The 13,003-nt window shown below is 76.1% G+C and carries 14 protein-coding genes; 5 read left to right on the forward strand and 9 right to left on the reverse strand.

What is annotated here, in order from left to right; all coding sequences use genetic code 11:
* A complete protein-coding gene (locus ACI79R_RS07140; RefSeq protein WP_456572896.1) occupies positions 1 to 1,479 on the reverse strand; it encodes an amino acid permease in 1,479 nt (492 codons plus the stop codon).
* A gap of 167 nt (positions 1,480 to 1,646) precedes the next feature.
* Here ACI79R_RS07140 and ACI79R_RS07145 point away from each other — a divergent pair, with 167 nt between their 5' ends.
* Complete coding sequence (locus ACI79R_RS07145; RefSeq protein WP_456572897.1) at positions 1,647 to 2,954, forward strand: outer membrane protein assembly factor BamB family protein; 1,308 nt, start codon at positions 1,647 to 1,649, stop codon at positions 2,952 to 2,954.
* 7 nt (positions 2,955 to 2,961) lie between these two features.
* Here the strand turns inward: ACI79R_RS07145 and pdxY are convergent, their stop codons facing one another.
* The 5 genes from pdxY to ACI79R_RS07170 all read right to left on the reverse strand — a co-directional run bounded on the left by pdxY (position 2,962) and on the right by ACI79R_RS07170 (position 6,385).
* The gene (gene pdxY, locus ACI79R_RS07150) at positions 2,962 to 3,813 is read right to left on the reverse strand and encodes a pyridoxal kinase PdxY (RefSeq protein ID WP_456572898.1); all 852 of its coding nucleotides are present in this window, start codon (positions 3,811 to 3,813) and stop codon (positions 2,962 to 2,964) included.
* 156 nt (positions 3,814 to 3,969) lie between these two features.
* Positions 3,970 to 4,551, reverse strand: a complete 582-nt coding sequence (locus ACI79R_RS07155; RefSeq protein ID WP_456572899.1) for a cysteine dioxygenase — start codon at positions 4,549 to 4,551, stop codon at positions 3,970 to 3,972.
* Positions 4,552 to 4,728: 177 nt separating this feature from the next.
* Positions 4,729 to 5,256 (reverse strand): hypothetical protein, encoded by a 528-nt coding sequence (locus ACI79R_RS07160; RefSeq protein ID WP_456572900.1) that lies wholly within the window; start codon positions 5,254 to 5,256, stop codon positions 4,729 to 4,731.
* A gap of 102 nt (positions 5,257 to 5,358) precedes the next feature.
* Positions 5,359 to 5,811 (reverse strand): DUF5313 family protein, encoded by a 453-nt coding sequence (locus tag ACI79R_RS07165; protein WP_456572901.1) that lies wholly within the window; start codon positions 5,809 to 5,811, stop codon positions 5,359 to 5,361.
* Positions 5,812 to 5,893: 82 nt separating this feature from the next.
* Positions 5,894 to 6,385, reverse strand: coding sequence for a MarR family winged helix-turn-helix transcriptional regulator (locus ACI79R_RS07170; RefSeq protein ID WP_456572902.1), 492 nt, complete (start codon positions 6,383 to 6,385; stop codon positions 5,894 to 5,896).
* A gap of 44 nt (positions 6,386 to 6,429) precedes the next feature.
* Between ACI79R_RS07170 and mftD the strand changes: the two genes are divergently transcribed.
* The 4 genes from mftD (at position 6,430) to ACI79R_RS07190 (ending at position 10,436) form a co-directional block, all read left to right on the forward strand.
* Positions 6,430 to 7,605: a pre-mycofactocin synthase MftD gene (gene mftD / locus ACI79R_RS07175; protein ID WP_456572903.1), complete on the forward strand. Its 1,176-nt coding sequence runs from the start codon at positions 6,430 to 6,432 to the stop codon at positions 7,603 to 7,605.
* Between the two features lie 175 nt (positions 7,606 to 7,780).
* Complete coding sequence (locus ACI79R_RS07180; protein WP_456572904.1) at positions 7,781 to 8,446, forward strand: hypothetical protein; 666 nt, start codon at positions 7,781 to 7,783, stop codon at positions 8,444 to 8,446.
* Between the two features lie 38 nt (positions 8,447 to 8,484).
* Positions 8,485 to 9,636: a CaiB/BaiF CoA transferase family protein gene (locus ACI79R_RS07185; protein WP_456572905.1), complete on the forward strand. Its 1,152-nt coding sequence runs from the start codon at positions 8,485 to 8,487 to the stop codon at positions 9,634 to 9,636.
* Positions 9,637 to 9,671: 35 nt separating this feature from the next.
* The gene (locus ACI79R_RS07190; protein ID WP_456572906.1) at positions 9,672 to 10,436 is read left to right on the forward strand and encodes a crotonase/enoyl-CoA hydratase family protein; all 765 of its coding nucleotides are present in this window, start codon (positions 9,672 to 9,674) and stop codon (positions 10,434 to 10,436) included.
* A gap of 43 nt (positions 10,437 to 10,479) precedes the next feature.
* Here ACI79R_RS07190 and ACI79R_RS07195 read toward each other — a convergent pair whose 3' ends face one another.
* The 3 genes from ACI79R_RS07195 to fdxA form a co-directional block, all read right to left on the reverse strand.
* Positions 10,480 to 11,625 (reverse strand): thiolase family protein, encoded by a 1,146-nt coding sequence (locus ACI79R_RS07195; RefSeq protein WP_456572907.1) that lies wholly within the window; start codon positions 11,623 to 11,625, stop codon positions 10,480 to 10,482.
* A 70-nt stretch (positions 11,626 to 11,695) separates the two neighbouring features.
* Entirely contained in the window at positions 11,696 to 12,604 is a 909-nt protein-coding gene (locus tag ACI79R_RS07200) for an LLM class flavin-dependent oxidoreductase (protein WP_456572908.1), read from the reverse strand.
* Positions 12,605 to 12,650: 46 nt separating this feature from the next.
* Entirely contained in the window at positions 12,651 to 12,980 is a 330-nt protein-coding gene (gene fdxA / locus ACI79R_RS07205; RefSeq protein WP_456572909.1) for a ferredoxin, read from the reverse strand.
* Positions 12,981 to 13,003: the final 23 nt, after the last annotated feature.

The raw sequence follows: 13,003 nt of genomic DNA on the forward strand, positions 1-13,003 counted from the left end.
TCAGTCACCCGACGCGGCCGGCACCCGCAGCCGCGAGTGCCGACGGCCGTACACGACGTAGAACAGCAGGCCCAGCGCGAGCCAGGCGAGGAACCGCAGCCAGGTCTCCAGGCTCAGGTTCAGCATGAGGTAGAGACATGCGAGGGCGGCGACGACCGGCAGCGCCGGTGACAGCGGCACCCGGAACGGGCGCGTGAGGTCCGGCCGGGTGCGCCGCAGCACGGGCACCGCCGCCGACACGAGCAGGAACGCGAACAGCGTGCCGATGCTCACCAGGTCGGCCAGCGTGCCCAGCGGGACGAACGTCGCCAGCGCCAGCACCAGGACGGCGAACAGCAGCGTGATCCGCACCGGCGTCCCGGTCCGCGGGCTGACCTGCGCGATCGCCGGCGGCAGCAGGCCGTCCCGGCCCATCGCGAAGCCGATCCGGCTGACGGTGATGAGGTCGACCAGGATCACCGACGTCAGCCCGGCGACGGCGGCCAGCGCGACCAGCGAGGAGGCCCAGCCGAGGCCGACCTGGTCGAAGGCGTCCGCGATCGGCGCCCCCTCGTCGATGTCGGCGTAGCGCACCATTCCGACCACGACGAACGAGACGCCGATGTAGAGCGCCGTCGACAGGGCGAGCGTGCCGAGCAGCCCGAGGGGCAGGTCGCGCGCCGGCCGGCGGGTCTCCTCCGACAGGTTCGCGACCGCCTCGAAGCCGGTGTAGGAGAAGAAGACGACGGCCGCGGCGGTGAGCACCCCGCCGATGCCGAAGGCGACCGGCTCGATCCCGGCGATCGCCTCGATCAGCGGCCGAGCCAGCCCGCTGGCGCCCTCGACCGGCTCGGACGCCGGCACGAACGGCGTGAGGTTCGCGCCCCGGACGAACCAGGCGCCGGCGACGATGACGAAGACGCAGACCGACACCTTGACCACCACCAGCGCCCCGGTGACCCGCGCGGACTCGCGGATGCCGAGCGCGGCGACGACGGTCAGCACGAGCACGATGAGCGCCGCGCCGACGTTGACCGTCGACTCCTCGCCGAACAGCGACGGGGGCAGGTCCAGGAGGTTGCCCACGTAGCCCGACCAGCCGCGGGCGACGACCGCGGCGCCGAGCGCGAACTCCAGGAACAGGTCCCAGCCGATGATCCAGGCCACGATCTCGCCGGCGGTGGCGTAGGCGTAGGAGTAGGCGCTGCCCGCGGTCGGCACCGAGGAGGCCAGCTCCGCGTAGCAGAGCGCAGCCAGCAAGGCGACGACGCCGGCGATGGCGAACGAGACGACGATCGCCGGCCCGGCGTTGTTCTTCGCCTGGATGCCGGTCAGCGTGAAGATGCCGGTGCCGATGACCACCCCGATGCCGAAGACCACCAGGTGCCGGGCCGACAGCCGGCGGCGCAGTCGTCGGTCGCCGCCCTCCCCGCCGTGGCCCTCGGAGTCCCCGGCCTCGTCGCGGATGGTCTCGAGGGACTTCGTCCGGAACAGGTCCACGGCGCGACGCTAGGTCCGCGCCCCGGGAAGCGCGCGCCGGAACGGACCGGTGGTCCCGGTCGTCCGGTGGTCCCTCCGCCGGGTGAGACCGGTGACGGCGGAACGGACCTGTTCCATAAGGTCGCTGTGAGTAGTTGATCGATCACAGAGTCCGACCGGAAGAGTCCATGCCGCGCACCCGCACCACCGTCGTCCCCGTCGTCCTCGGCGCCGCCCTCCTGCTGACCGCCTGCGGCGGCGGGGGGAGTGAGAGTGTCGCGGCCGCCTCGTCCGAGCGCCCGAGCCCGAGCAGCAGCAGCGCCGCGGCCACGACCGGTGCCGCGCCGGAGGTCACCGCGTGGGAGTACGACGTGGCCGTGCTGCGCGATCCGGTGGCGGTGGACACGGCGCTGCTCGTCGTGCACAGCGCCGACGGCGCCACCGCGCCCGGGGCGGACCCGGCGGTGACGGCGGTCGAGGCGACCACCGGCGAGGCGCTGTGGACCACCGAGCTGCCGGTGCCCCAGGGTGGGTCGGCTCAGCACGACAGCGACCCCGCCGCCGTGCTGGTCGGCTCCGCAGGGCGGGAGCCGGCGCTGCTGGTGCAGTACACCGTCATCGTCCCGGCCAGCGGCCTCAGCGCGGGGGGCACGACCGATCGGGTCGCCGCCCTCGCCGTCGACGACGGCGACCTGCTCTGGGAGGCCGACGCGCCCGGCAACCTGCTCCCCGCCGACGACACGCTGCTCGCCGCTGACGGCCGCTCCGAGCAGACCCGCGCGCTGTTCACCACCGGCGGCGAGGACGCGACCGTGACCGCGCTCGACGTCGCCACGGGCGCGCCGGTCTGGCAGCGGCCCGGCATCGCCGGCGTGTGGGGCGCCACGGGCGGCACGCTGGTCACCGAGGTGGTGACCGGCACGAACACCGATCTCCTCGGCCTCGACGTGCTCACCGGCGCGCAGCGCTGGCTGACCACCGCGGCCACGGTGCCCGGGATCCGGGACATGTGGGACTGGGACGCCGGCGCCGTCGGCAGCGGCCGTGTCCTCGGCGAGACCGACACCCTCGGCATCGAGGGACACCGCACCGCCGGCGTCCTGCTGGACGCGGTCACCGGTCAGACCCTCGCCGTCGTCGGCGACGAGACGTGGACGTCGACCGCGAACGCCGACGCCCACGTGATCGCGCCGGACGGCGCGACGGCATACCTGCTGTACGAAGGGGAGTTCCTGTACGGCTTGCGTGCGGGGGAGGCGGGCTGGGAGGTCGCCCTGCCGAACACGAGCTACCCCGGCCAGGCGATCCTCGACGTCACCGACGACACGGTGGTGCTGCGCTCGGCCGGCCTGGTGACGCTGGACGCCGCGACCGGCGAGCAGGTCGGGCCGGTCGCCGAGGAGGAGCCGGTCGACGAGGAGCTGTGGGGCACCGTGGCCGGCTGGGAGATCCGCCGCACCTACCCGGGGCTGACCGGCACGCTCGTCGAGGACTGAGCGGGGGCTACAGCTCCTCCACCTCGAAGGTCCGGCTCGGCGACACGAACTCCTCCTGGGCGGCGACCAGCAGCACTTCCCGCGACCCGGCGGCCTCGGTGGCGGCCAGTAGGCCGTACACCGAGGCGCTGGCGCGGGCGAGGGCCTCGGCGGCCGAGCGGGTGTCGAGCCAGGCGGCGAGGAACAGCGCGGCGATGGCGTCGCCCGCGCCGTTGACCGAGACGCCCAGCCGCGGCGTCCGCACCCGCCAGTGCCGGCCGCCCTCGGAGGCCAGCAGGTCGACCGCGTCGTCGGGGGTGTCCTCGGCGACCAGCGAGGTGGTGAGCACCACGCGCGGGCCGAGGTCCTGGACGGCGGCGACGGCGTCGGTGACCGACGTGAGCGACCCGGTCTTCGCGCCCGAGAGCAGCTCGAGCTCGAAGTGGTTGGGCGTGACGATGTCGGCGGCCGGCACCGCGACCTCGCGCATGAACTCCTCGATGCCGGGCCGGACGAAGATCCCGCGGCCGACGTCGCCGATGACCGGGTCGCAGCAGTAGACGGCGCCGGGGTTGGCCTCGCGCACGCGCCCCACCGTGCCCACGACGGCGTGCCCGATGTCGGCCGACCCCAGGTAGCCCGACAGGACGGCGTCGCAGCCGCCCAGCACGCCGCGCTCGGCGATGCCCTGCACGAGCTCCTCGATCGACTGCCCGTCGTAGACCCGGCCGCGCCACTCGCCGTAGCCGGTGTGGTTGGAGAACTGGACGGTGTGCACCGGCCACACCTCGATGCCCAGCCGCTGCAGCGGGAAGACGGCCGAGGAGTTGCCCACGTGGCCGTAGGCGACGTGCGACTGGATCGACAGGACCGCGGTCATGACGACGAGGTTCGCACACGACCTGCCGGCGGCGGCCGGGTGACCGGTGTGGTCGTCCGCGGCACCACCGCCGGCCCCGCCGCGCCGAGGATCGCGCCCGGGGACGCCGCCCCTCCGTCGAGCGGCGCCCCCGGGCGCGGGATCAGGGGAGCCGGGTCACCAGTCGACGCCGGCCCGCTCGGTGCCGGTGGGCGCGAGCACCCCGGCCGTGACGCGGTAGGTGGTCATCTCCGACAGCCGGGGCGTGTAGACGTGCACGCTGACCGCGGGCTCGGTGCCCTGGTTGGTCACCTGGTGGACGTGGTGCGGCCCGAAGTGCCGCACCCGGCCGGTGGTCAGCTCGGTGGTCACGTCGCGGACCGGCCCGCGGGAGCCCCCGACGACCCGCTCGGCCAGCGCGCCCCGGACGACGGCGAACGCGCCCGCCGAGCCGCCGTGGTCGTGCAGCGGCGTCCCCTGGGCGGGCAGCCAGGACAGCAGCCACACCTGCGCGGTGGCGAGGTCGTCGTGGAGCGAGGGATCGAGGACGGCCGCGGCGTCGGCGGCGTCGAGGAGGGCCGTCCAGCGGCTGGCCGGGCGGTACTGCACCCGCGGCAGCCAGGCGTCGGCGCGGGCGGCGAGCGCGGCGGCGAGCGCGGCCGCGCCGGTGCGCCGGTCGGTCGCGTCACCGGCGGCACGGCGGCCGTCGAGGGTGGCGGCGAGGAGGGCGGACGAGGGCAGGGCGGTGCTCAGGGTCACGGGGTCTTCCTGGGGGAGGGCGCGCGGCGCCCGAGGGGGCCGGTGCGCGGGGAGTGGGGCGGGCTCAGCGAGCCGGACAGAGCGCGCTGGCGACCCGCACGAGGTCCACGGCGGACCGGCGGCACAGCTCGAGCGCGACACCCACGCCGGCAAGGCAACGCGACACCGCAACTCCTGTCAAGTCCATCGACTTGGTAGGGATTCGTGTCGCCGCGTGCCCGGCCGGGCCGGCGGTCGGGCCGGCGGTCGGGCTCCGGCCGTGCACCAGGCCTCGGCGAGCGCGGCGACCGCGGCCGCGCCGAGCGCGTCGACCGACGTGGCCAGCCGGGCCAGGGTCACCGGTTCCGCCGTGCGCAGCAGCCGCTCCAGCCGGCCGGCGGCGCGGCGAACCCGCTCCGCACCCGGCCGGTCGTCCTCGGGGACGGCGACCACGGCGTACGGCTCGCCCACCTCGGCGCACAGTCCCGGCAGCCGGCGCAGCAGGTGCGCGCAGCCCACGGCCAGCCGCTCCCGCAGGGCGGTGGCGAGCCGGCCGTCGTCCCGGAGCCCCGCGTCGGCCCACCGCAGCAGCGTCACCACCTCGCTCCAGACGGAGTCGGAGACGACGCAGGCCACGGCCGAGCAGTGCGCCGGGCGGCGGGCCAGCACCGTCGCGTGCGCGGTCCGGGGGTCGAACAGCCAGCGGTGCGCGGTGGAGGCGTCCATGGCGGCCACGCTGCCCCCGCCGGCTGGGAGCACCCTCCCGGCCGGCTGCGGCCCCCCTGTGGTCACCGGGCCGCCGGCACCCGGCTGGAAGGGGGTGTGGGATCAGCGGCCTTGGCGCTCGCGGTACCGAGCGGCGCGGCGGGCGGCGGCGGCCCGCTTGCGCTCGGACTCCGCCTGCTGCCGCACCAGGCCGCGGCGGTCGCGGACGGCCTGCGCCGTCCCCGCGGGATAGCCGGCCTTGACCACCCGGTTCTCGGTCGCCTCGACCATGTAGGCCAGGGAGTAGAGCAGGGCCAGCGCGATCCCGCCGCCGGCGGTGGCCGCCTTCAGCCCCCATCCAGCGGGCAGCACGACCATCACGATCGCGATCGGGATGGCGATCTGCACCAGCGTGCGGGAGACGTGCCGCAGCCACCACGACCCGGTCGTGGTGTCGTACAGCACCCAGGTGCGGTGCCGCGCCGGGAGGCCGCCGCCCAGCGCGTACCAGAACCAGCGGTGCGGCGCGGGACGCAGCGGCGCCGGCTCGCTGTCGGTCGGTACCGGGGCGGTCATCCGCAACTCCTCGAGAGGCACTCCTCCTGTGTACGCCTCGTTCGTTGGCACGCCAACCGTTGGGGCACCAAGCATCGGCGTGTCACGGGGTGACGTCGACCGCACCGCGGTCCAGCGCGTCCTGCGAGGCGGCGATGACGCGCGTGAGCGCGCGGTGCAGCGTCTGCAGCTCCTCCACCGGCAGGCCCAGGTGGCCGACGATGCCGTCCGGGATCCGCTCGGCCCGCTCGCGCAGCGCGCGGCCGGCGTCGGTCAGCGCGATCGCCAGCGCCCGCTCGTCCCGCGGATCGCGATCGCGGCGCACCAGCCCGCCGGCCTCCAGCCGCTTGACCAGCGGCGACACCGTGCCGGGATCGAGCTGCAGCAGCCGGCTGAGGTCCTTGACCGCCAGCGGGCCGTGCTGCCAGAGCGCGAGCATGACCAGGTACTGCGGATGGGTCAGCCCCATGGGCTCCAGCCACGGCCGGTAGACCGCGACGACGTTGCGCGCGGCCACCGACAGCGCGAAGCAGACCTGCCGCTCCAGGGCGAGGGGGTCCTCGGTCTCCGGGATCGCGTCGTCCAGGTCGGTCACGCTCCCGACGGTACCCACGACGGGCGGCCCCTAGGGTCGGCGCCGTGGGCAGCTGGTTCGAGACCGTCGCCGAGGCGCAGCGCCGGGCCGCCCGCCGGCTGCCCCGGGCTGTGTACGCCGCGCTCGTGGCCGGCAGCGAGCGGGGGACGACGGCCGCGGACAACCTGGCCGCCTTCGCCGAGCTGGGCTTCGCCCCGCGCGCCGCCGGCCTGAGCGCCGCCCCCCGCGTCGCCACCCGGGTGCTCGGCCTCGACCTGGACCTCCCGGTGCTGATCAGTCCCGTCGGCGTCCAGGCGGTGCACCCGGAGGGGGAGCTGCCCGTCGCCCGCGCCGCCGCGGCCCGGGGCACCGCGATGGGGCTGTCCTGCTTCGCCGCCCGCCCGGTCGAGGAGGTGGTCGCTGCCAACCCGCGGACCCTGGCGCAGCTGCACTGGATCGGCACCCGGGACGACGTCGCGGCGTTCGTCGACCGCGCCCGCCGCGCCGGCGCCGCCGGGCTGGTGGTCACGCTCGACTGGTCGTTCGCCTCCGGGCGGGACTCCGGCAGCCCGTGGATCCCCGAGCGGATCGACCGCGAGGCCGTGCGGCGCTACGCCCCGCAGGTGCTGGCCCGGCCGCGGTACCTCGCCGGCTGGCTGCGCGCCGGCCGGCTGCCCGACCTCGCCGTGCCCAACCTGGCCCGGCCGGGCGAGCCGGCGCCCACCTTCTTCGAGGCCTACCGCCGCTGGCAGGCCTCCACCCCGCCCGGCTGGGCCGACCTCGCATGGCTGCGCGAGCAGTGGGCGGGCCCGCTGCTGCTCAAGGGCGTCCTCCGGGTCGACGACGCCCGGCGCGCCGTGGACGCCGGCGTCGACGCGCTGTCGGTGTCCAACCACGGCGGCAACAACCTCGACGGGTCGCCGGCATCGATCCGGGCCCTGCCGGCGGTGGCCGAGGCGGTCGGCGACCGCGTCGAGGTACTCCTGGACGGCGGGGTGCGCCGGGGCGGCGACGTGGCCAAGGCCCTCGCGCTCGGGGCCCGCGCCGTGCTCGTCGGCCGGGCGCCGCTGTGGGGTCTGGCCGCCGCCGGCCAGGCGGGCGTGGAGAACGTGCTGGACCTCCTGCGCGACGGGCTCCGCTCGGCGCTGACCGGTCTGGGCCACGACGCGCCGGGGGAGCTGACCCGCGACGACCTGGTGGTGCCCGCGGGGTTCGAGCGGCGCATGGGAACCGGTGTTTGACGCGCCGCACCCCGCTGACCTGCGGAGACGCCCGTAGCCCATCGGCGGACCCGATGCCATGGGCAACTGGTCACCGCATCCTGGCCGCGGCCTGTCAGGTCTCGGGCTGGAGGGCGGTCCCGGCGGTGCCGAAACCCGAACCGACAGGGTGCAGCGACGGCGGGAGGAGGGGCACGTGAACGGGCCGGGACCGGCACAGGACTGCGGTGCGGTCGACCTCGCGTCGACGCGGCCGCTGTGGTGGCTCGTGGACGACGCCGACCGCGTCGTCGGCGGGCCCTTCGACAGCCGGGCCGAGGCGGCCTTCGCCGTCCCGGTCGGCGTCCTCGCGCTCGACCCCGGGGACGGCGTCGCCCACCCCGTGCCGGCGTTCGGCGTGCGGCGGGACAGCGGCAGCCTGGCCCGCCGGCCCTCGCCCGAGGACCGCGCCTGGCTGGCCGACCTCTCCGACCAGCTGGAGCGGGTCGGCGAGGAGTGGGACCCGCTGGTCGACGACGGCTCGCCCCTGGTCGGCCTGCTGTGCGAGGTCGCCGCGGCGCTGGTCGAGGTCGGCCTGCCCCTGCACGACTGCACCGGGCGAACCCCGGCCCGCTCCCGCGGCGGCGTCTGCCTGACCCCGGGGACCACCGCCGACGGCGCGGACGGCGTCATCGTCGCGTGGACGCCGCACGAGCGGGCCGGCTCGGAGGTGGTGCGCGGCGGCGACCTCGAGCGCTGGCTGCTGGCGACCCTCAACCGGACCCTGGCCGACCTCCTCGCGGGGCTGGGCTTCGCCGTCGTCCCGTTCGGCGCGGCGAGCGCGCACCTGGTCACCGCCGGCCGCGCCGCCACCCAGGACTGATCTCCGGGCGGCTCCGGCGCCGCCGATACGGTGGCCGCGTGGAACCCCCCGCAGGGCCGCTGGCCGGTGTCCGCGTCGTCGAGCTGGCCGGGATCGGCCCGGCGCCCTACGCGTGCATGCTGCTGGCCGAGCTCGGCGCCGACGTGCTGCGGGTGGACCGCCCGCGGGGCGGCGGCCTGGTCGTGCCGCCGCGCTGGGAGCTGCTGCACCGCAGCCGGCCGTGCGCCGCCGTCGACCTCAAGACCGAGGCCGGCCGGGACGTCGTCCTGCGGCTGGCCGACCGGGCCGACGTGCTCGTCGAGGGCCTGCGCCCCGGCGTGACCGAGCGGCTGGGCCTGGGCCCCGACGTCGTCCTCGGGCGCAATCCGCGGCTGGTCTACGCCCGGATGACCGGATGGGGGCAGAGCGGGCCGCGCGCCGCGGAGGTCGGCCACGACATCAACTACCTCGGCCTCACCGGGGCGCTGCACGCCATCGGCCCGGCCGAGAAGCCGGTGCCGCCGCTCAACATCGGTGCCGACTTCGGCGGCGGGTCGCTGTTCCTCGTCGTCGGCGTGCTGGCCGCGCTGCTGGAGCGGGCGACCAGCGGTCGCGGCCAGGTGGTCGACGCGGCGATGGTCGACGGCGCCAGCTCCCTGGTCACGATGGTGCACGGCATGCTCGCCGGCGGGCTGTGGCGCGACCAGCGGGGAAGCAACCTGCTCGACGGCGGCGCGCCGTTCTACGACACCTACGCCTGCGCCGACGGCCGGCACGTGGCCGTCGGCTGCATCGAGCCGCAGTTCTACGCGGCGTTCCTCGATGGGCTGGGCCTCACCGGGCAGCTGACCGGCGGCCAGCACGACGCCGCGCACTGGGCGGAGCACCGCGCGCGGTTCGCCGCCGTGCTCGCCACGCGCACGCGGGACGAGTGGGCCGCGCACTTCGCCGGGTCCGATGCCTGCGTCACGCCGGTGCTCGGCCTCACCGAGGCACCGGCCGATCCGCACCTGGCCGCCCGCGGCACGTTCGTCGAGCGCGACGGGGTGCCGCAGCCGGCCCCGGCGCCGCGGCTGTCGCGGACGCCCGGAGCGGTGCGCAGCGGGCCGCGGATCTCCGGGCAGGACACCACCGAGGCGCTGCGGGCCTGGGGGCTCCCGGCCGGCGAGGTGCAGCGGTTGCTGGACGCCGGCGCGGTGGTCCAGGGCTGATCGAGGACGCGGCCGCGGCCGCGGGGAGGAGCACAGTGGCCGACGAGGTGCTGGTCGAGCGGCGGGGTGCCGTGCAGGTGATCACGATCAACCGGCCGCAGGCGCGCAACGCGCTCGACCGCGCGGTCGCCGAGGGGGTCGCCGCCGCGGTCGACGAGCTGGACGCCAGCGACGAGCTGCGGGTGGGCGTGCTCACCGGCGCCGGGGGCACGTTCTCCTCGGGGATGGACCTCAAGGCCTTCCTGCGCGGGGAGGCTCCCGGGATCGGGGACCGGGGGCTGTGCGGCATCACCCGGACACCGCCGCGCAAGCCCCTGATCGCGGCGGTCGAGGGCTGGGCGCTGGCCGGCGGCTTCGAGGTCATGCTGGCCTGCGACCTGGTCGTGGCCGGCGCGACGGCGCGCTTCGGCGTCCCGGAGGTGCAGCGGGCGCTGGTCGCCGCCGGCGGCGGTGCCCTGGCGCTGGCCGAGCGGGTGCCCTACGCGGTGGCGATGGAGATGGTGCTCACCGGCGATCCGATCGACGCCGCGCGGGCCGCGGAGATCGGCCTGGTCAACCGGGTCGTGCCGGAGGGGACGGCGCTGGCGGCCGCGGTGGAGCTGGGCGAGCGGATCGCGCGCAACGGCCCGCTGGCGGTCGCCGTCTCCAAGCAGGTCCTGCGCGGCGCGCGGGACTGGAGCCGCGACGAGGGCTGGGACCGGCAGGCCGAGCTGATCGGGCCGGTGTTCACCAGCGACGACGCCCGCGAGGGCGCCACCGCCTTCGCGGAGAAGCGCCCGCCGGTCTGGCGCGGCCGCTGAGCCGCCGCGGGGGCCGGTCGCGCACCGGCCCCCGCGAAGATGCTCAGAGCAGCTCGAGGATCGTGGCGTTGGCCTGGCCGCCGCCCTCGCACATGGTCTGCAGGCCGTAGCGGATGCCGTTGTCGCGCATGTGGTGCACCAGCGTGGTCATCAGCCGCGCGCCCGAGCCGCCCAGCGGGTGACCCAGGGCGATCGCCCCGCCGTTGGGGTTGAGCGCCTTGGCGTCGGCGCCGAGGTCGGCCAGCCAGGCCAGCGGCACCGGCGCGAAGGCCTCGTTGACCTCGAAGGCACCGATCTCGTCCAGCGACAGCCCCGAGCGGCGCAGGACCTTCTCCGTCGCCGGGATCGGCGCGGTGAGCATCATGACCGGGTCGGCGCCGGCCAGCACCGCGGTGTGCACGCGGGCGATCGGCCGCAGGCCGAGCTCGGCGGCCTTCTCGCTGGTGGTCATCAGCAGCGCGGCGGAGCCGTCGGAGATCTGGCTGGCGTTGCCCGCGGTGACCACGCCGCCCTCGGGCTTGAACACCGTCTTGAGCCCGGCGAGGGTGTCCACGGTGGTGCCGCGGCGGATGCCCTCGTCCCGGCTGACGACCGTCCCGTCGGGGGTGGTCACCGGGGCGATCTGGGCGTCGAACCGGCCCTCGTCCTGGGCGGCGGCGGCCTTCTCGTGCGAGGCGACGGCGAACTCGTCGCACTGGGCGCGGGAGAAGCCCCACTTCTCGGCGATCATCTCCGCGCCGACGCCCTGGTTGGGCCGCACGCCGTACCGCTCCATGAACGCCGGGCCGAACGGGTCGCCGCCGGCGCTGGCCGAGCCCATGGGCACCCGGGACATCGACTCCACGCCGCCGGCGACGACGACGTCGTACTGCCCGGCGACCAGGCCGGCCGCGGCGAAGTGCACCGACTGCTGGCTGGAGCCGCACTGCCGGTCGACGGTCACGCCGGTCACCGACTCCGGCCAGCCCGCGGCCAGCACCGCCGTGCGCGCGATGTCGAAGGTCTGCTCGTTGACCTGGCTGACGCAGCCCCAGACGACGTCGTCGACCAGCGCCGGGTCCAGGCCCGCCCGCTGCACCAGGCTGGTCAGCACGTGCGCCGAGAGGTCGACCGGGTGGACGCCCGACAGCCCTCCGTTGCGCTTGCCGACCGGCGTGCGCACGGCCTCCACGATCACTGCGTCGCGCATGTCCGCTCTCCTGCTTCCGTCGTCCGTGGGGTCTGCCTGCACCATACGGCCGGCGGGCCTCGCCGCCCGGTCAGCGCAGGCGGGGAAGCACCGCGGCGGTGAACAGGTCGACGATCTCCGTCCGGCGGTCCCCGGCGCCGACGGGGGAGAAGACCAGCGTCTCGGCGCCGGCGTCGGCGTACTCGCGCGCCCGGGCGGCCACCCGGTCGGGCTCGCCGTGCAGGAGGTAACGGTCGGCCAGCCGGTCGAAGTCCTGCTGGTAGACGGCGCTCACGCCCGCGACGACCTCGGCCCGGGAGCGGGCAGGGTCCTCGTCGACCCCGCCCCAGCAGAACACCGCGCCGCGCACCGATGCCGGGTCGCGGCCGGCCGCCTCGGCGGCCTGCCGGACCTCGGCCAGGCTCGAGGCCAGCTGCTCGGGCGTGTACATGTAGGGCATCCAGACGTCGCCGTGCCGGCCCGCGCGGCGGATGGCGGCCGGCTTGCGCCCGCCCAGCCAGATCGGCGGCCCGCCCGGCTGCACCGGGCCGGGCTCCAGCGCCAGGCCCGGCACGCGGGTGAACCGGCCGGTGAAGTCGACCGGGCCGCCGGCCCACAGCGCCCGCAGCAGGTCCAGCGCCTCGTCGGTCCGCGCGCCCCGCTCGGTGACCTCGCTGCCGGCGGCGACGAATTCCGGCGGGTGCTCCCCGCCGACGCCGACGCCCATGTCGAACCGACCGTTCGACACCTGGTCCAGCGTGGTGGCCAGCTTCGCCGCCAGCGCCGCGGGGTACAGCGGCAGCACGGTCAGCGAGCTGAGCAGCCGGATCCGGCTCGTGGCGCCGGCCGCGGCGGCGAGGGTGATGAAGCCGTTGGCGACCGCCCCGTGGAAGAACAGGTGCTCGCCGGTGGCGACGCCGTCGTAGCCGGCGTCCTCGGCGGCCCGGGCCTCGGCGGCGGCCAGCCGCTGGTCGCCGCCGAGGCTCAGCACGACCTGCATCAGGCGTGCTCCTCCGCCCGGGGCTGCCGGTCGAGAGCCGGGCGGATCATGCGTCGGCGACCAGCTCGGTGTCGATGCCGATCTTGCCGACCTTGGAGGCGCCGCCCGGGCTGCCCAGCGGGGCGTCGCGGCCGGGCAGCACCTCGACGAAGAACCGGCGGTTGTCGGCGATGTGCGGCTCGTTCTCCTCGGACACCCGGCGGTCCTGCGCGATCGCCTCGACCGGGCACACCGGCTCGCAGGCGCCGCAGTCGATGCACTCCTTGGGGTTGATGTAGAGCTTGCGGTCGCCCTCGTAGATGCAGTCGACCGGGCACTCCTCGACGCAGGACATGTCGGTGGTGTCGATGCACTCGGCGCCGATGACGTAGGGCACGGGACGTCTCCTCGGATGCGGGT

The sequence above is a fragment of the Blastococcus sp. SYSU D00820 genome (assembly GCF_054050695.1).